The 20,197-nt window shown below is 66.3% G+C and carries 17 protein-coding genes; 10 read left to right on the forward strand and 7 right to left on the reverse strand.

Going from position 1 to position 20,197, the window contains the following annotated elements; genetic code table 11:
• Nucleotides 1-175 precede the first annotated feature (175 nt).
• From BGN95_RS09875 to BGN95_RS09895, 5 genes are all read left to right on the forward strand, one after another.
• A complete protein-coding gene (locus BGN95_RS09875) occupies nt 176-1,093 on the forward strand; it encodes a KpsE/RkpR family capsule polysaccharide export protein (protein WP_286772520.1) in 918 nt (305 codons plus the stop codon).
• Complete coding sequence (locus BGN95_RS09880; protein WP_265268811.1) at nt 1,086-1,802, forward strand: ABC transporter ATP-binding protein; 717 nt, start codon at nt 1,086-1,088, stop codon at nt 1,800-1,802. Before BGN95_RS09875 ends, BGN95_RS09880 begins: the two co-directional genes overlap by 8 nt.
• 67 nt (nt 1,803-1,869) lie before the next feature.
• Complete coding sequence (locus BGN95_RS09885; RefSeq protein WP_286772521.1) at nt 1,870-2,994, forward strand: polysaccharide biosynthesis/export family protein; 1,125 nt, start codon at nt 1,870-1,872, stop codon at nt 2,992-2,994.
• Between the two features lie 121 nt (nt 2,995-3,115).
• Nucleotides 3,116-4,192: an SAM-dependent methyltransferase gene (locus BGN95_RS09890; RefSeq protein ID WP_265268813.1), complete on the forward strand. Its 1,077-nt coding sequence runs from the start codon at nt 3,116-3,118 to the stop codon at nt 4,190-4,192.
• Between the two features lie 36 nt (nt 4,193-4,228).
• Entirely contained in the window at nt 4,229-5,419 is a 1,191-nt protein-coding gene (locus BGN95_RS09895; RefSeq protein ID WP_265268814.1) for an FkbM family methyltransferase, read from the forward strand.
• Between the two features lie 98 nt (nt 5,420-5,517).
• Here BGN95_RS09895 and BGN95_RS09900 read toward each other — a convergent pair whose 3' ends face one another.
• From BGN95_RS09900 to BGN95_RS09910, 3 genes are all read right to left on the reverse strand, one after another.
• On the reverse strand, nt 5,518-6,552 hold the full coding sequence (locus BGN95_RS09900) for a hypothetical protein (RefSeq protein ID WP_265268815.1): 1,035 nt from the start codon (nt 6,550-6,552) through the stop codon (nt 5,518-5,520).
• Between the two features lie 24 nt (nt 6,553-6,576).
• Nucleotides 6,577-7,674 (reverse strand): CDP-alcohol phosphatidyltransferase family protein, encoded by a 1,098-nt coding sequence (locus tag BGN95_RS09905; protein WP_286772522.1) that lies wholly within the window; start codon nt 7,672-7,674, stop codon nt 6,577-6,579.
• A 181-nt stretch (nt 7,675-7,855) separates the two neighbouring features.
• Nucleotides 7,856-10,024 (reverse strand): primosomal protein N', encoded by a 2,169-nt coding sequence (locus tag BGN95_RS09910; RefSeq protein ID WP_286772523.1) that lies wholly within the window; start codon nt 10,022-10,024, stop codon nt 7,856-7,858.
• A 246-nt stretch (nt 10,025-10,270) separates the two neighbouring features.
• Here BGN95_RS09910 and BGN95_RS09915 point away from each other — a divergent pair, with 246 nt between their 5' ends.
• On the forward strand, nt 10,271-11,167 hold the full coding sequence (locus BGN95_RS09915) for a tyrosine recombinase XerC (protein WP_286772571.1): 897 nt from the start codon (nt 10,271-10,273) through the stop codon (nt 11,165-11,167).
• Nucleotides 11,168-11,256: 89 nt separating this feature from the next.
• Here the strand turns inward: BGN95_RS09915 and gshB are convergent, their stop codons facing one another.
• The 3 genes from gshB to rsmI form a co-directional block, all read right to left on the reverse strand.
• Nucleotides 11,257-12,222 (reverse strand): glutathione synthase, encoded by a 966-nt coding sequence (gshB, locus tag BGN95_RS09920; RefSeq protein ID WP_265313520.1) that lies wholly within the window; start codon nt 12,220-12,222, stop codon nt 11,257-11,259.
• Nucleotides 12,223-12,404: 182 nt separating this feature from the next.
• Nucleotides 12,405-12,758: a YraN family protein gene (locus BGN95_RS09925; RefSeq protein ID WP_179512980.1), complete on the reverse strand. Its 354-nt coding sequence runs from the start codon at nt 12,756-12,758 to the stop codon at nt 12,405-12,407.
• Nucleotides 12,755-13,597, reverse strand: a complete 843-nt coding sequence (rsmI, locus tag BGN95_RS09930; RefSeq protein ID WP_179512979.1) for a 16S rRNA (cytidine(1402)-2'-O)-methyltransferase — start codon at nt 13,595-13,597, stop codon at nt 12,755-12,757. The genes BGN95_RS09925 and rsmI overlap by 4 nt, the downstream gene beginning before the upstream one ends.
• On the opposite strand from rsmI, the gene BGN95_RS09935 reads away from it, so the two are divergent.
• Entirely contained in the window at nt 13,596-14,786 is a 1,191-nt protein-coding gene (locus BGN95_RS09935; protein WP_286772524.1) for a penicillin-binding protein activator, read from the forward strand. The genes rsmI and BGN95_RS09935 overlap by 2 nt on opposite strands.
• Nucleotides 14,787-14,834: 48 nt before the next feature.
• Here the strand turns inward: BGN95_RS09935 and hemW are convergent, their stop codons facing one another.
• Nucleotides 14,835-15,983: a radical SAM family heme chaperone HemW gene (hemW, locus tag BGN95_RS09940; RefSeq protein ID WP_286772525.1), complete on the reverse strand. Its 1,149-nt coding sequence runs from the start codon at nt 15,981-15,983 to the stop codon at nt 14,835-14,837.
• A gap of 12 nt (nt 15,984-15,995) precedes the next feature.
• Between hemW and BGN95_RS09945 the strand changes: the two genes are divergently transcribed.
• The 3 genes from BGN95_RS09945 to BGN95_RS09955 all read left to right on the forward strand — a co-directional run bounded on the left by BGN95_RS09945 (nt 15,996) and on the right by BGN95_RS09955 (nt 20,186).
• On the forward strand, nt 15,996-16,574 hold the full coding sequence (locus tag BGN95_RS09945) for a CAP domain-containing protein (RefSeq protein ID WP_286772526.1): 579 nt from the start codon (nt 15,996-15,998) through the stop codon (nt 16,572-16,574).
• 106 nt (nt 16,575-16,680) lie between these two features.
• On the forward strand, nt 16,681-17,601 hold the full coding sequence (locus tag BGN95_RS09950; protein WP_179512975.1) for a helix-turn-helix domain-containing protein: 921 nt from the start codon (nt 16,681-16,683) through the stop codon (nt 17,599-17,601).
• Between the two features lie 179 nt (nt 17,602-17,780).
• Nucleotides 17,781-20,186 (forward strand): ligase-associated DNA damage response DEXH box helicase, encoded by a 2,406-nt coding sequence (locus BGN95_RS09955; protein ID WP_286772527.1) that lies wholly within the window; start codon nt 17,781-17,783, stop codon nt 20,184-20,186.
• Nucleotides 20,187-20,197: the final 11 nt, after the last annotated feature.

A 20,197-nucleotide genomic window follows, 5' to 3' on the forward strand; every position in this document is an offset into this window, starting at 1 on the left:
AGCTGCCGACCTCACCGCGCGTCGGCGCGATCACATCCTGCTGGGCGTGTTCCTCGCGATCATGATCGGCACAATGCTGTATAATTTCGTGATCGCCACCCCGCGGTTCAGCTCCGAATTCAGCTATGTCGTCCGTTCGATCGACAGCTCGCGCGAGCGTTTCAGTATCCTCAACATGGCGGCAACGGGCGGCGGCACCGACAATAGCGAGGCGATCGTATCGTTCGTCGGCTCGCGCGACATGCTGGCCCTGCTCGATCATGATGGGCTCGTGACGCGCATGTTCGGTGCGAGCGGCCTCGATCCCTTTTCCGCTTTCCCCTCGCTCGTCTCCGGGAACAGCAAGGAGGATCTGTACCGCCATCTGCAGCATTATATCCATGCCAAGTTCGATCCATCGACCAATATCACCCACGTCGAGGTGGAGGCATTCTCCCCCGATCAGGCGCAGGCAATCGCGTTCCGCGTGATGCAGGCGTCCGAGCGGATGGTGAACGCGCTCAACGACCGGGCCCGGGCCAACATCATCGAGTCCGCGCAGCAGGAAGTCGACACCGCCACGCGTTCGCTGGAAACCACGCTGGACAAGCTAAACCGTACCCGTAACGATCTGCGCGTCCTGGAACCGAAACTCGAAGCGACCGCCGCGATCAAGAATAGCTCCGGGGTCGCCAGCGAGTTGGCGCGGAGCAATGTCGAGCTGGCACAGATGCTGCGCGTTGCGCCGAACAGCCCCGCGATCGGTCAGCTCAGGGCGCGCCGCACCGCACTGGAGGCGGAATTGTCCCGCCAGGTTGCCGCTACGGCGGGTGCCCCCAACTCGCTGGCAAGCCGGATTCGACCATATGAAGAGCTGAACGCGCAGCGCGATATCGCCGAGAAGCGCCTGCTCGCAGCGAGCATGGTGCTCGCCGGCGCCCGCGCGAACGCCAATCGCGCGCAATTGTACGTCGAACGCATTTCGCAACCGAACCGCCCTGACGAACCGCGTTATCCGCGCGCCTGGATCAACCTGTTGATCGTTATGGCGCTTACCATTGCGGTATTGTGGATCGTCCGTTCGCTTTCCGAATTGTTTCTTGCTCATGACTAACCTGCCCGAGCTCCTCACCCCGCCGCGCGAAGAACGCGCTGGGCATGTTCAGCCCGGCGGGGCGATCGTGGCGGATCGGATCAGCAAGATCTACGAGACGCCAACCGGGCCGAAGCGGGTCCTCACCGACATCAATTTCACGATCGCGCGCGGCCAGAAACTCGCGGTGCTCGGTCGCAACGGCGCGGGAAAATCGACGCTGGTCAAGATCATCGGGGGCGTCGAGCGGCCGACCACCGGCGCGATCCGCCGCGGCATGTCGATGTCCTGGCCGCTCGCGTTCGGCGGCGGCTTCGAAGCGAGCATGACGGGGTTCGATAATATCCGCTTCATCGCGCGCATCTACAACCACCCGATCGAGGAAACGATCGCGCGGGTCGACGATTTCGCCGAGCTGGGCAGCAACCTCTTGTTACCGGTGAAATATTATTCCTCGGGCATGCGCGCCCGGCTGGCCTTCGCGCTGACTCTCGCGATCGATTTCGATTGTTTCCTGATCGATGAGGTCATCGCGGTGGGCGATCAACGCTTCCATCAGAAGTGCCACGACGCGCTGTTCCGCGACCGGCGTGACGCGGCGATGATTCTCGTAAGCCACGATACGGGCATCATACGGGAATATTGCAGCTCTGCGCTGATCCTCAAAAACGGCTACGGGCGCGAATTCGCGGATCTCGATCTCGCGATCAGCATCTATGCCACGCTCTAGAGACCATAATATCACGGACGGGTGGGCCCGTGGCCTCGCATCCGCCGTTGAAGGAACCCTGAAGAACATGACGTGTCAGGCCTATCACCGCAAAATGCTGCTCACCGCCGCCTGCGCGGGTCTGGCGATGACAAGCGGTTGTTCCACGCTGCCGCAAGCCGGACCGGTCGGCAAGACCGTCACCCGCGCGGGAGATCGCGGCGCGTTCAACGTGATCGAGGTCGATGCCAATACCGCCCTGCCGACCCCGCCGGCTGCCCCCGATTACACGCCCCTGCCGCCCGGCTGGAAATCCGACGTTGAAGCGATCGCCCCGGGAGACGTGATCAGCGTCACCTATTACGAGGTGGGCGCGCGGCTTTTCTCGGGGGCGCCCTCGGCACCCGGCGCGAGCTTCGATCCCACCGCCAAGGAACAGAAAATCGGGCCGATCGAGGTCGACCAGGCCGGAACGATCCGGCTGCCTTATTCGGGCACCTTGCGCGCCGCAGGCCGCACCCCCGCGGAGCTTTCGCGCGACATCGAGGCCAGCCTGCGTGGCAAATCCGAAAATCCACAGGTCCTCGTTCGCATCGAAGGAGCCGCCGGCAGTTCGGTGATGATCGGCGGCGAAATCACCAGCCGCGGCCGCGTGCGCCTTACCGGCGCTCGTGAAAAATTACTCGATGTCATCACCCTGGCTGGCGGCGCGCGCGGCTCCAACGCGGACATCATGGTCCAGGTCAACCGCCAGGGCGCGATCAGCGAATGGCCGCTCGACGGAATGAGCTACGCCAATATCGGGGGTATGCCGATGGAACCGGGCGACCGGGTCGAGCTGCGCCGCCTGCCCCAGAGCTATGCGGTGCTCGGCAGCGCGAACCGGGTCAATCGATACGATCTTCCGCTGCGGCGTTTTTCGCTGGTTGAAGCGCTGGCGCTGTCCGGCGGCCCGACCGAGAATGTCGCAGACCCGGCGGCGGTATTCGTTTTCCGGTTCGAGAAAACCGGCGAAGCGGGCGTTGAGCGTCCGACGGTCTATCATTTCAACATGCTGAAACCGACGTCCTATTTCCTCGGCCAGAAATTCTATATGACCGACAAGGACGTGATCTATGTCGCGGGGGCGGAAGCCAACCAGCCCAGCAAGCTGCTGCAGATCATCGGACAGGTCTTCAACCCGCTCGCAATTGCCTGGCAGGTGGTGAAGTGAACTGATCCGGGAATCGACATGACGCCCGCTACGTCGGCACTGTATCGGCCGGGGTTCCGCGGGAAACGGGAAACTGCCAGCCGTCGCGGGATCTTCAGGAAGAGCGTGTTGGAGTAGCGTTATGATTTTCTCACCAAAGAATCTCCAAGCTCAACGCACGGACTCCTCCTCTTCGCGCGCTGTCCGTTCACTACGCAAGCAACTGCCCGAACTACTGAGCCTCGTCGATGCGGATGGGCGGCCGAACATCAACGCGCTGACCGAAATTTTGCGAGACTTCAATGCAATGAAGCTCAACATGAAGTTTTTTGGTTATGAGCTGGCCAAGACATTGGCTGCCGCGTTGCCGCCCCTGCCTGCCGGCGGCCCGTTTACATTCGACATCGAATCCAAAGCGTCGACGCAGGCGGATCTCGAAGCGAACTGGACCCGCCATTGGTCCTCCGAACTCGGCGTAGCACATGTCCTGCATCGAAAGATCTGGGAACTGGCTTATGTTCTCCAGGTGATCTGGCAGACTGGAAACATGCAACCTGGCCGCCGCGGGCTGGGTTTTGGCTGCGGTGAGGAGCCGCTGCCGTCCTATCTTGCATCCAAAGGGTGCGCGGTCACCGCGACGGATTTGGCACCCTCAGACGAGCGGGCCGCGAACTGGGTTGCGTCGGAGGAACATGGCAATCCAGATCGGACTTACCGGCCTGAATTTCTCGATCGCGCCACTTTCGACGCGTTGGTCGATTTCCGCTACGTAGATATGACCGCCGTCCCCGACGATCTGCGGGACTATGATTTTTGCTGGTCGATTTGCGCGTTCGAACACCTGGGATCGATCGAAGCCGGCATCAATTTCATCGACAAGGCGGTCGACGTCCTCAAGCCCGGCGGCGTCTCCATTCATACGACAGAATTCAATTTCATGAATGACGATGTGACGATCGATAACTGGCCAACCGTTCTGTTTCAGCGGCGACATTTCGAGGAAATGGCGCGGCGCCTGAAGGCAAAGGGTTGTGCTGTTGCGCCGCTAAATTATGATGTCGGCTCTAAGCCACTCGATAAATTTATCGATATAGCTCCTTATGCATATGATTGGACCTTCGACCAAGCCGACAAATGGCGCGATGGCGCCAATCACATCAAGCTGACGGCAGATGGTATTCCCGTCACCTGTTTTGGTATTATCGCAACTAAGCAATAGGATCGCCGCGTGCGCGGTGAGCGAGGAGTTCTAGTGGTGAATGAATATTACTATCTCGGCAATTCTACAGGTATGGCGAAGCTCCACGGAACGTCGTGCTTAATCTGCGTCGATACGCAATCACTGGAATCCTTGACATATATTCAAGGATATCCCGTCGAACCGCGCGAAATATCCGTAATGAAGCGCTTCCTATCGCCCGGCAGCGTCTTTCTCGATATCGGCGCAAATTTCGGATTGTACTCGCTAGTTGCGAGCGAAATCATCGGGAGCAAGGGCCAAGTATACGCATTCGAGGCCAATCCGCATACGTTTAAATACCTGCGGCGTTCGGCGATGGCCAACCGACTGATCTGGCTTCCCCATTATCATTGGGAAAACCTCGCGGTCGCGGACCGGGACGGGGAATTGGAATTCGCCTATGATCCCGAACTGCTCGGCGGAGGACATATTCGCAATCCGGGCGACACCAGCGACACGCAGACGATCGTAAAGGTCGCCGCGGTCGCGATCGACAATTTCCTGCCGCGCGATGTGACGCCGGATTTCGTGAAGGTGGACGTCGAAGGTCACGAACTCTCGGTGCTCAAAGGCATGGAGCAGACCATTCGGCGATCGCCGGGCATCCGCCTGCTGCTGGAATATTATACCAACACCAGTGAGATTACCCAATACGGGCGCGATGTCGTCTCGTTCGTCCGCGGGCTCGGCCTTAGCGTGTGCGTGGTCGAAGGCGATGGAACACTGACCATTGTGCCGGACGGGGAAATCCCGACGGGGAATGTCTATTTGCTGGCAACCCGGACGCCCGAGAGCGATGCGAAGCAATCGCCGTCCGCAATGACGGTCAAGCCGAAGGAGCTACATTATCACACGGTGTTTGCGGAAAGCGACAACGCCCTTCTCCAACCTGACGGGACATTGCGATATCGCCGCGCCGATCATCCGAATGTCGCCGAACCGAGCCTGTTTTTCGGTCCCTATGTGAATTTGCCGGCGGGAAGCTACACGCTCAAGATCCACGGTAATGCGACCGGTTCGGCAGACCTGTCGATCACCACGGATTTCGGCCATGTCATAATTCTGTCCAAGATGGTTTCGCGATGGGATGAACCGATCAGCTTTACGCTACGCGAACCCGCTCAAGCCTTTGAGATCGTGCTCCGCAAGCGGCCTGATCTCGAAAGCCTGGATCTGGATCGGATGGTCATCGAACGGGCCGGCTGACGCCCGGGGGGCGAACCCAAATTGTGGTTCGCCCGTCCCTGCCCTCGGACAATAGCCAGGCAGCGCAGGCGAGATCCTTCAATTTACATGAATTGGGGTCAACCGCGTCTCTCTAGCGCAAGCGAATGCAGCCGAAGTTCGCCATCGATCGCGCCGCGGCGCAGATGAGTGCGGAATTCGAAAGGGTAATAAGGATCTGAGATTCGAAAATGGAGCTCGATCGAAAACTTTCCGTCTACGCTAATCTCGAAATTCTCCTCTAATTTTATTTCCTCGTCGGCGGTCACATCGAACCCGATCGTATTGGTCGATCGGTTGGACGACGAGGTGAAGGTGAGGACGCCCTTCCAGTCGCCGCTCGGCAGATAAAGATATGGTCCGATGGTCAGGCAACGCGCCGGGCCGAGAAGATTGAGCGGATCGGTAGCCGGCAAATAAGGGGGCGCCGCTTCGACCAGCAGGTCGACCGGCATATGCCAGGGCGACGCCGCGCGTTCGGGATGGAAAGTGTAAAATCGATCGAGCTCGTCGAGAAGCCCGGCAGGCTCACCCGAAAATGATGGCGTTTCATGCGTGAAATGAGCGCCTAATACGGCGCCCAGCGGACGATCGAGCTGGCGTTCATCGATCATGCGCTGAGCCAGCATCTCGTCGACGTCGCACGCGCGCGCAATTTGCCGAGCGAGGTCAGCCGCAGACTGAGCCTGATCGGCCGCGACAAGCTCTCCTCGCGGGATTTCGAGGAGCGCGCCCAACCCGATTTGTGCGCGCGCGATCGTTCGAACCGTGTCGAGCAGCTTAGCCTCGCGCGCCGCCATGAAATCCCGGCTGGCATCGGAAACGCGCTGGTCGATGATCAGGATAGGAAAATCCGATTGGCTGAGCGCCTCCACCACCGCAGCATCAGGAATTTCCGAGAGAAACATCGCAGGAAGGTCGATCGCAGCAATTTTTTCGAGCGTCGCCTCGCTCAGGTCGTTGAGCGCGATCACCTCGCATGCCCCGTGCTTCCGCGCCAACAGATCGCGGCAGAGTTCGGCGGCAAAATAGGTCACGGAACAGGGCAGACCGCCGATGAGGGCGAGATGGTTGCTTTTCGACGGAATCGGCGAAAGGGCCGTTACCGGTTCCATAGCGCGCGAAATACCCGGCCCATCTTAACCGTCAAGAGTCTGCGATGAGACCGCCGACGGCACGCGCCGTTGCAGCAACGTTGCGACGACCACGATGAGCCAGCCCGTCACGATGACCGCGAAGATATAGGCAGCAGCGACGGCATAGCCGAAGGCGATGATGACAAGTGCGAATAGCGCGTAGAAATCGCGCATCGTGAACCAGGTAAGCCAGATGATCACGCGGGAATGGCGCGTTGCCAACCGGTCTTTCACCGCATTGAACGTCACTGGCCCGCGATCGGACACCGCGGCGATGCCGAGCAAGGTCATCCCGCCGGCAAGCCCGAGCAGCGCGACTGCGCCGACCAGAGCCGCCTGAGTCTCGCCAACCAGATAGAAATTGATGATCAGGCAGGCGAAGAAAGACAAGTTGGTGGTCGCGTCGACCAGACTGTCGAAGGTCGCGCCCATCGGGGTGGCACGAAAAGTGGCCCGTGCGATCTCGCCATCGACGCCATCGACGACCGACGCCATCTGGAACAACAGCCCACCCCATAATTGGCCGTGATAGCCGGGGAAAAACAGCAATGTCGCCGCCATCGCGATGCTCACCGCCATGGTGCCGAAGGTCGCCTGATACGGTCGAACGGGGCCTAGGCTCAGCAACAGCCGCGTGATCGACTGCGAGATCGGACGATTGATCGTGCGCGAGACGATGCCGTCTCCGGACTTCCCGGTCGCCGCGATGACCGCCCGCGCCTGCGCACGAAGCAGCGCGTCGGCCGCGGCGACCGATAACAACGCGCGAGGCGCGGACTCGACGGAATATACTCCCGTGCCAGGGGCGACCGTGCCGGCCAGCGCGCCACGCAGGATCGCGGCCGGAACCAATGCCTCTCCCGTCACGACCAACGTACAGCCGGTCGGGAGATCGCGCGCAAAAGCGACCTTGAGGCCCGGCGCGAGGCGCTCGATCTCCTGGAGATCGAAGGCCGGCGGATTCCAGGACTCCGGAATGCAGACGGTACAGGAATCGACATGGGAAAGCGCAACTTCACGCAATGCGCGCGCTACTGCCGGAATCGCGGCGACCCGCCGCGACGCCATCTCCGCCGATGCAAAAACAATCGCGACGCTCATGGCTGGCGATTACTTGACGATCGAATGGTCCGGACAGGAATCAGCATCTGAAGCCTTAGAACAGCGCGCGCGCGATGAGGCAAATCACGATCGCCCGCCCCCTAGGCATTTCCCGAAATGTTAGCAAATTTCCATTGCGATGATCCGGCATGTCGTGCCGGGAGCAAGCCGCGTTGCCGCCTTACAAAAAACTATACGGGTCGACGTCGACCGAGACCCTGACCTTCGCGGGCCAGTCGAGCGCGCCGAGCCACCCGCGGATCACGTCCTGCACGTCGAGCGTGCGCCGCGCGTGGACCAGCAGGCGATAGCGATGCCGCCCGCGCAGCATCGCCAGCGGCGCGGGCGCGGGGCCATAGACATGCATCCCCTCCACCTCGGGCGCCGAGCGGCCGATCAGCCGCGCGATCTCATGCGCCGCCGGCTGATCCTCGCTCGACACGATGATCGCGGCATAGCGGCCGAACGGCGGCGCCCCCGCGTCGCGCCGCGCCTCGGTCTCGGCGGCGTAAAAGGTCTCGGCGTCGCCCGTCACCAGCGCCTGCATCACCTGCGCCTTGGGGCTGTGCGTCTGGATGTAGACATGCCCTGGCTTCTCGCCGCGCCCGGCGCGCCCCGAGACCTGACGGATCTGCTGGAAGGTGCGCTCCGCCGCGCGCAGATCGCCGCCCTCGAGCCCGAGATCGGCATCGACCACCCCGACCAGGGTGAGGTTGGGGAAATGATAGCCCTTGGTGACGAGCTGGGTACCGACGACGATGTCGATCTCCCCCGCCTCCATCCGATTGACGAATTCCGCCGCCTTGGCCGGGGACCAGATCGTGTCCGAGGTGACCACCGCGACCCGCGCCTCGGGGAACAGCGCCGCCACCTCGTCGGCGATCCGCTCGACCCCCGGGCCGCAGGCGACGAGCGATTCCTCGTCGCCGCATTCGGGGCAGGCGCGCGGCACCGGCTCGACATGCCCGCAATGGTGGCAAGCGAGCCGCCGCGTCAGCCGGTGCTCGACCATCCAGGCGGTGCAATTGGGGCATTGGAAACGATGCCCGCAGGTGCGGCACAAGGTGAGCGGGGCATAGCCGCGGCGGTTGAGGAACAGCAGCGACTGCTCGCCGCGCTCGAACGTCTCGCCGATCGCCTTGACCAAGGAGGGGGCGAGCCAGCGGCCGCGATCGGGCTTCTGCTCCAGGAGGTCGATCGCCTCGATCGTCGGCAGCTCGGCGACGCCATAGCGTCCCGGCAGCCGCAGCTCGGCATAATTGCCGAGCGCGACCTGTTGCCGCGTCTCGATCGCCGGGGTGGCGGAGGCCAGGATCACCGGACAGCCTTCGAACTTGCCGCGCATCACCGCCACGTCGCGCGCGTGATAATGCACCCCGTCTTCCTGCTTGAAGCTCGTCTCATGCGCCTCGTCGACGACGATCAGCCCGAGATCGGCATAAGGCAGGAACAAGGCCGAGCGCGCGCCCACCGTCACCGCCGCCTGCCCGCTGGCGATCGCGCGCCACGCGCGGCGGCGCTGCGACGAACGCAGCCCCGAATGCCACGCCACCGGCTCGCACCCGAAGCGATCGTGGAAGCGCTTGAGGAAGGGTTCGGTCAGCGCGATTTCGGGGAGCAGGACAAGGCATTGCCGGCCCTGCCGGATCGCCTCCGCCACCGCCTCGAAATAGACCTCGGTCTTGCCCGATCCGGTCACCCCGTCGAGCAGCGTGGGGTGAAAAGCGTGTGCCGCGACGTCGGCAACCAAAGCATCCGCCGCCGCCGCCTGCTCGGCCGAGAGCGCGGGCGGGGCATGATCGGGGTCGGGCAGCGGATAGGGGCTGTCGATATCGACCTCGACCCCCTCGATCGCGCCGGCCTTCACCAGCCCGCGAATCACCCCGTCGGAGACGTCGGCGATCGTCGCCAGCTCGCGGATCAGCCCCTGCCGGTCGCCGATCCGTTCGAGCGCCTGCGCGCGCTGCGGGGTCAGCCGATCGGGGACATGCCCGGTGGCGCGATATTCGACGACGAGCTTCTGCCCCTCGAGCGCAGCGGTGGAGGACAATGCCATCCGCACCACCGCGGCGGGCGCGGCGAGATAATAATCCGCGGTCCACTCGACCAGCCGGCGCAGCGGATCGCGCAGCGGCGGCGCATCGGCGACCGCGATCAGATTGCGCAGCCGGTTGTCGCCGACCTCGGCGTCGGACGGCATCCGTTCGGGCTCCCACACCACGCCGACCAATTGCCGCGGCCCCAGGGGCGCGACGACGATCGACCCCGGCTCGACCGTCATCCCGTGCGGGACGCGGTAATCGAGCGGGCCGAGCGCGGAATTGAGCACCAGGACACGGGCACGGGACATCGCCCGCCATATGGCGTGGAGACGCGCCGCGCGCAAAGCCGGCGGCAAAGTTCACGAAGTTCACACGTGTGAGAGGCCGGTCGCCTTGCCTGCTTCGATCGTCATGCCGGGCCCGACCCGGCATCCGGAGCCACTAAAGGCACCGCCTGAGATCTGGATGCCGGGGTCAAGCCCGGCATGACGGAGGAGGGGGTGGTGCGCCTCTCCTTGTGGACCCGCGCACGATTCGGTCTTACCCTCGAAGCGATGAGCGAGCTGGCTCCTGCCTATGGCGCCTATCTGCGCCGCGACCGACGTCGGTCGGCGCATACCGTGCGCGCTTATGAAGCGACCGCCAACCGGCTGATCGCCTTTCTCGCGCAGCATTGGAGCGGCGCGGTCGACCGCGCGGCGCTGGCGCGGGTCAGCGCGTCGGATCTGCGCGCCTATCTCGCGCACCGCCGCAGCGGGGGGCTCGGCGGCGACCTTTCCAACGCCTCCGCCGCGCGCGAATTGTCGGCGGTGCGCGGCTTTCTCGAATGGGCCAATGGCGAGGGCGCCGCACCGCGGCTTTCCGGGCCGCGGGTCAAGAAAGGCGTGCCGCGCCCGATCTCCCCCGACGAAGCCTGGGCGCTGGCCGAGGAAGTCGCGGAGGGTGCGCGGCACGAATGGGTCGGCGCGCGCGACTGGGCGGTGTTGCTATTGCTCTACGGCGCCGGCTTGCGCATCGGCGAGGCGATCGCGCTGACCGGAGCGGTGATCCCGCTCGGCGAGACGATCGTGGTGATCGGCAAGCGCGACAAGACCCGCATCGTCCCGCTGCTGCCTCCGGTGCGCGAGGCGATCGAGGCGTATCTCGCGCAATGCCCGTGGCCGCTCGCGCCCGATGCGCCGCTGTTTCGCGGGGTGCGCGGGGGGGCATTGTCGCCGGGGATCGTCCGCGCCGGGGTACGCGCGGCGCGCGGGCGGCTCGGGCTGTCGGAGCGGACCACGCCGCACGCGCTGCGCCACAGCTTCGCGACGCATCTGCTCGGGCGCGGGGCGGACCTGCGCGCACTGCAGGAGTTGCTCGGGCATGCCAGCCTGAGCTCGACGCAGGTCTATACCGCGGTCGATGCGGCGCATCTGCTCGACGTCTATCGCGCGGCGCATCCGCGGAGTTAGCCCGGCGCTCGCCCTGAGCTTGTCGACGGGCGGCTCTCACTCACGGACCGCAGGACGCCCTTCGACAAGCTCAGGGTCAACGGTGAGAGCTAAGCTCCGATGCCTCCGCGACCGAGCTTGCGCTCGATCGCGTCCCAGATCATCCCCGCGACATCCGTCCCGTCAAACCGCTCGATCGCCACGATCCCGGTCGGCGAGGTGACGTTGATCTCGGTCAGCCACTCGCCCCCGATCACGTCGATCCCGACGAACAGCAGCCCGCGCCGCTTGAGTTCCGGCCCGAGCGCCGCGCAGATCTCGCGCTCGCGCGGCGTCAGCTCGGTCTTTTCCGCCGATCCGCCGACCGCGAGATTGCTCCGGAACTCGCCCTCGCTCGGCAGCCGGTTGATCGCCCCCGCGACCTCGCCGTCGACCAGCACGATGCGCTTGTCGCCCTTCGCCACGGTGGGGAGAAAGGCCTGCACCATATGCGGCTCGCGCCACATATTGTTGAACACCTCGATCAGCGCCGAGAGATTCTCCCCCTCCGCGCCGACGCGGAAGATCGCCTTGCCGCCATTGCCGTGGAGCGGCTTGACGACGATCGCGCCGTGCCGCTTGAGAAACGCCCGCGCCTCGTCGAGCGAGCGCGTCACCAAAGTCGGCGGCATGAAGCGCGCATAATCGAGCACGAACACCTTTTCGGGGGCGTTGCGCACGCTCGCGGGATCGTTGACCACCAGGGTGCGGTCGGCGATCCGCTCGAGCAGATGCGTCGCGGTGATATAGCCGAGGTCGAACGGCGGATCCTGCCGCATCAGCACGACATCGGCCTCGTCGCCGAGATCGAGCCGCACCGGCTCGCCGAAGCGAAAATGATCGCCGACGACGCGCTGCACCGTCACCGGATGCGCGCGCGTCCACAAATGTCCGTCGGACCAGTTGAGATCCTCCGCCGCATAATGGAACACGCGATGCCCGCGCTGCTGCGCGGCAAGCATCAGCGCGAAGCTCGAATCGCCCGCGATATTGATCGATTCGAGCGGGTCCATCTGGACGGCAACGGTAAGGGTCATGCGGTCATCCCAAGATTGATCGGGGGGATTTAGGGGGTCTGCCTTCCCTCGTCACCCTCATCGTCATGCCCCGCCGCGGCAAAGCCGGGTCGTCGGACGGGCGCGCTGGCGCGACCCGCCGGCCGGGTCGGGCGCTGCGCTAACGCGCACCGGCGCCGTCGCTACGCCGACGCGCCTGCGCCCTAGCCAATCCAAGCATTCTCGATATGCCGCGGCCGCGTCCCCGGCGCGAGCAGGATCACGTCCACCCGGATATCCTCCCCCGCGGTCGCATAGACCGGCATCAGCAATTCCGCCGCCGCCGCGACCCGCGCGAGCCGGCGTTCGTCGATCGCGAAATCGAGTTCGGCGGCGGTGGCGCGGGTCTTGACCTCGACGAAGGCGACCAGCCCGGCGCGCTTCGCCACCAGATCGACCTCGCCCGCCGGGGTCCGCACGCGCTGCGCGACGACGCGCCAGCCCTTGAGCCTGAGCCACCACGCCGCCAGCCGCTCGCCGCGCCGCCCGGCGGCTTCGGCGACACGGCGATCGCTCACGCCTTCAAGTCCATCGCGCGGGCGTAGAGCGCCTTGCGGTCGAGCCCGAAGCGCTTCGCCACTTCCCCCGCCGCCTTCGACGCGGGGAGCCGCGACAGCGCCTCGACCAGCGCAGCCTCGGCATCTTCCGCGCTCGGCGGCGGCGCGGCGCCGGGCGGGGCGACGACGATCACGATCTCGCCCTTGGGCGGGGCATCGGCATAACGCGCGGCGAGCGACGACAAGGTGCCGGTTACCGCTTCCTCGAACTTCTTGGTGATCTCGCGCGTCACCGCCGCCTCGCGATCCCCCAGCCCCTCGGCCAGCGCGGCGAGCGTTGCGGCGAGCCGCGGGCCGCTTTCGTAGAATATGAGCGTCGCGCGCACCCCCGCGACCTCGGCGATCGCGCTGCCCCGCGCGCCCTGTTTGGCGGGGAGGAAGCCCATGAACAGGAAACGATCGGTCGGCAGCCCGGCGAGCGTCAGCGCGGCGATCGCGGCGCAGGGGCCGGGGATCGTCACCACCTGATGCCCCGCCGCACGCGCATCGCGCACCAATTTATAACCCGGATCGGAGATCAGCGGGGTTCCCGCATCCGAGACCAGCGCGATCACCTCGCTCGCCAGCCGCGCGATCAGCCCGGGGCGCACCTGATCGGCATTGTGATCGTGATAGGGCTGCATCGGGCGTTTCGCGCCGATGTGGCGCAGCAAGGTCGCGGTGACCCGCGTGTCCTCCGCGGCGATCAGGTCGGCGTGCGCCAGCACCTCCGCGGCGCGCGGCGAGAGGTCGCCGAGATTGCCGATCGGGGTGGCGACGATATACAGACCAGGAGAAAGCGACATCACGAGGGGTTTCATGGCAGAAGCGATGACCGTACCGCAACGGGTCCGCGGCTTGTTTCGGCTGACCGCACTGGCCGGGCTGGCCTTGCTCAGCGCGTGCCAGACGATCGTCCCGCGTGGGCCGGCGCCGGCGCCCGAGCAGAAGGTCCCGCCGCCGGTCTCCTCCACCGAGGTCCAGCCCGGGCTGCCGCGCGATACCGCGCGCAACCGCGTCGCGCTGCTCGTGCCGCTCAGCGGCGCCAATGCCGGGGTGGGCAAGAGCCTCGCCAACGCCACCCAGCTCGCGCTGCTCGATTCGCGCAACGACAAGGTGCGCATCACCAGCTACGACACCGCGACCGGCGCGGGCCCGGCGGCACAGCGCGCGATCGCCGAGGGCGCGCAGCTGATCCTCGGCCCGCTGCTCGCCGAGGATGTCCGCGCGGTGACCCCGGTGGCGCGCGCCGCGCACGTCCCGGTGCTGTCCTTTTCCAACGACGTGTCGGTCGCCGGCGACGGCGTCTATCTGATGGGCTATACCCCCGGCCAGTCGATCGAGCGGGTCGTTTCCTATGCGCGCAGCAAGGGCGTGACCAATTTCGGCGGGCTGATCCCCAATTCGCTCTACGGCTCGCGCGCCTCGACCACCTTCCTGCGCGCGGTGGAGAGCAGCGGGGGCAAGGTCGTCTCGTTGCAGACCTACGATCGCGCGGCGGGGGCGATGGCCGCCGCGGTCGCGCGGATGGCGAAGGATGCGCCGTTCGACGGGGTGCTGATCGCCGACAGCGGCGCCGCGGCCGCCGCCGGCGCGCCTTTGGTCCGCAAATCGAGCCCGCAGGTGCGCATCCTCGGCACCGAATTGTGGAATTCCGACAGCGGCATCGCCGCGCGCGGCGCGCTCGACGGGGCGTGGTATGCCAGCGTGTCGAACGGGCTCTATCGCCAATATGCCGCCAAATATCGCGCCCGCTTCGGCGCGGCGCCGTATCGGCTGTCGAGCCTCGGCTATGACGCGGTGCTGCTGACGGTGCGCATCTCGCACGACTGGAAGATCGGCGCCCCCTTCCCCGAGGCGCGGCTGCGCTCGGGCGAGGGCTATGCCGGGATCGACGGCGCGTTCCGCTTCGGCCGCGACGGCGTCGCCGAACGCGCGCTCGAGGTGCAGGAGGTCAAGGCCGGGGGGACGACGATCGTTTCGCCGGCGCCCGGGAACTTCGCGCGCTGACCGTCCCCGTCGCCCCGGCGGAAGCTGGGGTGACGGCGGCGGACGGGCTTATTCCCCGGCGCGCACGATCGCCGGCAGGATCGCGTCGAGCAGCAGCATCCCGGCGGGCAGCACGCGGAGCCGGTCGCCCTCAAGCCGCACCTTGTCGTCCAGCCGGGCCACCACGGCGAGATCGACCAAGGCCTCGACCGGCCGCGCACCCAGCCGCGCGATGCGGGCAAGATCGACGCCCTCGGCGAGCCGCAGCCCCATCAGCAGCGCCTCCTCGGCCTGGACCGCGGGGGCGAGATCGTCCTCGACCTCGATGCCGTGGCCGTTGCGCGCCACCGCCGCGAGCCAATTCTCGGGCTTGCGCCGCCGCTGCGTCGCCACCCCGAGCCGCCGGCCGTGCGCGCCCGGACCGACGCCGGCATAATCGCGATACCGCCAATAGCTGAGATTGTGTCGGCTCTCCTCGCCGGCGCGCGCGTGGTTGGAAATCTCATAGGCGGGGAGCCCGGCGGCCGCGGTCATCGCCTGCGTGGTCTCATAGAGATCCGCTGCCGCATCACCGTCGGGGACGACGAGCCGCCCGGCCGCCGCCTCGGTGGCGAAGCGCGTGCCGGGCTCGATCGTGAGCTGGTAGAGCGACAGATGCCCGGTGCCGAACACGAGCGCGCGCGCCAGCTCATTTTCCCACGCCTGGACCGTCTGCCCCGGCCGGGCGTAGATCAGATCGAAGCTGACCCGCGCGAAGGCGCGCTGCGCAGTCTCCAGCGCGCGCAATCCCTCCGCCACGTCATGCGCGCGGCCGAAGAAGCGCAGCACGGCATCGTCGAGCGCCTGCAGCCCGAGCGAGACGCGATTGACCCCGACCGCGGCGAGATCGCCGAACCGCGCCGCCTCGACCGACGAGGGATTGGCCTCCAGCGTGATCTCGGCATCGGGAGCGAGGCCCCATGCCTGCGCCGCGGCGTCGATCACCGCGGCGACGGTATCGGGGGGCATCAGCGAGGGGGTGCCGCCGCCGAAGAAGATCGACGTGACCCGCCGCCCGGGCAGTGCGCGCGCCTCATGCGCGAGATCGGCGAGCAGCGCGGCGCGCCACGCCGCCTGGTCGACCTCCGCGCGGACATGGCTGTTGAAGTCGCAATAAGGGCATTTGGAGACGCAGAACGGCCAGTGGACGTAAAGCGCGAGGGAGTTGTCGTCGGGCATGCGAACGCCGATATGGCCGCGATGCCCGCCAAAGGCCACCGCGCGATCGCGCTTTCGCTCGCCCTCACCCTGCTTGCCGCGTGCGGCGGCTATGCGCCCGCGCGCGTCGTGGAACCGCGCCTTTCCGAGGCGCCCGCGCCGCGCGGCGCCGCCTTGCTCCGATCGGTGATGCTGCGCGGCCACAATGGCGCACGCGGCGCGCTCGGGCTGGCCCCGCTGGCATGGGACGACAGCCTTGCCGATGCGGCGCGCGATTATGCCGGGGAAATGGCGCGCACCGGCCGTTTCGCGCATGCCGAACAGCCGCAAGGGATGGGGCGACAAGGCGAAAACCTGTGGATGGGGACGCGCGACGCCTATCGCTACGACGAGATGCTCGGCCATTGGCTCGCCGAGCGGCGCGATTATGTGAACCTGCCGACGCCGGGCTTCAGCCGCACCGGGCGCTGGCAGGACGTGTCGCATTACAGCGAGATCGTCTGGCGCGGCGCGCGGCGAATCGGATGCGCGGTGGCGTCGGACCGGCGAAACGACTTTCTCGTCTGCCGCTATTCGCCGCCGGGCAACGTAGTCGGCGAAACGGCCTATTAACCCGCCTTCCGCGATCCCGATTTAATACAGACTCGCCGAATCGGCGCTTTATCGCACCGCAGGCTCGCATTGCCGAAGGCGCGAAAGCTTCATAGACTGGCGCGTTATGGGCCTAACCCCACGTACGGGCACCTCGCGCGACGGCCATCCGCTGTCGCTCAGCCGCGCACCGAGCGGCGATCTGGCGCGATTCGTCGCGCGCTTCTTCATCCTGATCATCGAACGGCCCGATGATGCGGTGCTGGAAGATTTCCTGCTCCACGAGACCGCTTATGTCCGCGTGCCGACCGAGGGCCGGTGGGAGACCCAGGTCGCCGGCAAGTGGATCGCCTATGAAGGCCCGATGATCTTCGGGGCGCAGCGCAAGCGCTTCCCCGTGCGCTGCACCGGCCCGATCGTCGCCGCCGGCTTCGCGCTGCGCCCGGCGGCGTGGCTCGCCTTCGCCGACCGGCCCGCTTATCTGCTCGCCGACCGGCTCGAGACGATCGACGGCGCGTGGGGCGAGGCGCTGCGCTGGGCGTGCGAGGATATCCGCCAGACCGAGCGCACCTTCGACCGGCTCGAACAAGTGGTGCGCGAACGCATTGCCGCGCGCAACGCGCGGATCGATCCCGCGCTCGAACGCTTCGAGGCGATCAGCCGGCTCGATCCGGGGCGCACCGTCGCCGATATCGCACGCGAGCTGGGGATGATCCCGCGGCGGCTCGACCGGCACGTCCGCGCGCATTTCGGCCACCCGCCCAAGACGGTGCTCCGCCGCAGCCGCTTCCTCGATATGGCGGCGGTGCTGCGCGGGCTGGCGGTGCCCGATGCCGACGATCTGGCCGAGGAACGCTTCTACGACGCCTCGCACCTCAACCGCGAATTCCGGCTGTTTTTGGACATGCCGCCCAATCGTTTCCGCAAGACCCCGACCTTGCTGTTCACGCCCGGGTTGGAGGTGCGCCAGCAGCGCAAGCTCACCGATATGGCGATGGAGCAGGCGGTGCCGTGGGTCGCCCCGAAACTGCCGCGCGCGGCGGAATAGCGGATCGCGCGCAACCTCTCCGTTCGGGCTGAGCATGTCGAAGCCCTGTTCTTTCTTCCTCGGACGAGAAGGGCAGCCCTTCGACAAGCTCAGGGCGAACGGGGAGGATTGCGCTTGAACCAGCCTCTGGCGCCGACCCCCGCCCGCGCCCCATATAAAGCGCGGTGCCCGATCACGACATGCCCCTCCCCCCCGCGCTTGCGGATTGGTTCGCCGAGCGCGGGTGGCAGCCGCGCCGGCACCAATTGGCGATGCTCGCCGAGGCGCGCGCCGGGCATCATGCGCTGCTCGTCGCCGCAACCGGCGCGGGCAAGACGCTCGCCGGTTTCCTCCCGACGCTCGCCGAACTGATCGAGCGGCCGAGCGACGGGCTCCACACGCTCTACGTCTCGCCGCTCAAGGCGCTGGCGGTCGATATCCAGCGCAATCTGATGACCCCGGTCGACGAAATGGGGCTCGATATCCGGATCGAGACGCGCACCGGCGATACCCCGTCGGACCGCAAGGCGCGGCAGCGCGCGCGGCCGCCGCAGATCCTGCTCACCACGCCCGAATCGCTTTCGCTGCTGCTGTCCTATCCCGACGCTTTCACGATGTTCGCCGGGCTCAGGACGATCGTGGTCGACGAGGTCCATGCCTTCGCCAGCGGCAAGCGCGGCGATCTGCTGGCGCTGTCGATGGCGCGGCTGCAGCGGATCGCGCCCGAATGCCGCCGCGTCGCGCTCTCCGCCACGCTCGCGGATCCCGACGATTATCGCGCCTGGCTCGCCCCGGACGGCGACAAGGAGGCGGTGAGCCTCGTTATCGGCGATCCCGGGGTCGATCCCGAAATCGATATCCTGCTCCCCGAGGACAAGGTGCCCTGGGCCGGCCATTCGGGGCGTTATGCCGCGCGGCAGGTGATGGCGGAGATCGAGACCCACCGCACCACAATCGTCTTCTGCAACACGCGCAGCCTCGCCGAACTGATCTTCCAGGATCTGTGGAAGGAAAACACGCTCCAGCTGCCGATCGGGATTCACCACGGCAGCCTCGAAAAGGAGGCGCGGCGCAAGGTCGAGGGCGCGATGGCGGCGGGGCGGCTGCGCGCGCTGGTCGCCACCGCCAGCCTCGATCTGGGGGTCGATTGGGGCGATGTCGATTGCGTGATCCAGATGGGGGCGCCCAAGGGTTCGTCGCGGCTTCTCCAGCGCATCGGGCGCAGCAACCACCGGCTCGACGAGCCATCAGAGGCGATCCTCGTCCCCGGCAACCGCTTCGAATATCTCGAGGCGCGCGCGGCGATCGATGCGGTGCGCGCGGGCGAGCTCGATGCCGAGCCATTCCGCCCCGGCGCGCTCGACGTGCTCGCGCAGCATGTCATGGCCTGCGCCTGCGCGGCGCCGTTCGACGAGGCGGCGTTGCTCGATGAGGTGCGCTCGGCGCTGCCCTATGCCGCGCTCGACGCCGAGACCTTCGCGCGGTTGCTCGGCTTCATCAGCGACGGCGGCTATGCGTTGCGCGCTTATGACCGGTTCAAGCGGCTGACGCGCGACGCCGACGGGCATTGGCGGGTGAGCCACCCCAAATTCGTCGCCCAGCACCGGCTCAACGCGGGGATCATCGTCGAGGCGACGATGCTCAAGGTGCGGTTCCGCAACGGCCGCACGCTGGGCAAGGTCGAGGAAGCCTTTGCCGCGACGCTGGCGCACGGCGATACCTTCTTCTTCGCCGGCATGAGCCTCGAGGTGGAGAAGATCGACACCGAGGATCTGATCGTCCGCGCCACCGCGCGCCCGGCACGGATCCCGACCTATGGCGGGGCGCGGATGCCGCTCACCACGCATCTCGCCGACCGGGTGCGCGGCTTCTTCGCCGCGCCGGAGCAATGGCATCGCTTCCCCGGCGATGTGCGCGAGTGGCTCGAAATCCAGGCGCGCCGCTCGGCGCTGCCGCGCCCCGACCAGCTATTGGTCGAAACCTTCCCGCACGAGGGGCGGCATTATATGGTCGCATACAGTTTCGAGGGCTGGAACGCGCACCAGTCGCTCGGGATGCTCATCACCCGCCGGATGGAAACGCGCGGGCTCAAGCCGTTGGGGTTCGTCGCGTCGGATTACGCTCTGGCCTGCTATTCGCTCGATCCGGTCGACGATCCGGCGGCGCTCTTCTCCCCCGATATCCTCGAGCATGAATTCGTCGAATGGGTGCAGCAATCGCATCTGCTGAAGCGCGCCTTCCGCGAAGTGGCGGTGATCGGCGGGCTGGTCGAGCGCCAGCATCCGGGCAAGCGCAAGACGGGCAAGCAGGTCACCTTTTCGACCGACCTGATCTACGATGTGCTGCGCCGTTACGAGCCGGGGCATATCCTGCTCGAAGCCGCCTGGGCCGACGCGCGCGCGCGGATGACCGATATCGGCCGGCTCGCCGATCTGCTCGACCGCGCCGGGGAGACGATGCTGCACGTGACTCTGCCGCGCGTCTCGCCGCTCGCGGTGCCGGTGCTGGTGCTGATCGGGCGCGAACGCGTCGCCACCGGGCTCGCCGACGACGCCTTGTTGATGGAGGCGGAAACGCTGGCGCAGGCGGCGATGCGGATCGATTGATTTCGCTTGCG

This window comes from Sphingomonas sp. 66-10 (assembly GCF_001897045.1).
GTDB lineage: Bacteria > Pseudomonadota > Alphaproteobacteria > Sphingomonadales > Sphingomonadaceae > Sphingomonas > Sphingomonas lycopersici.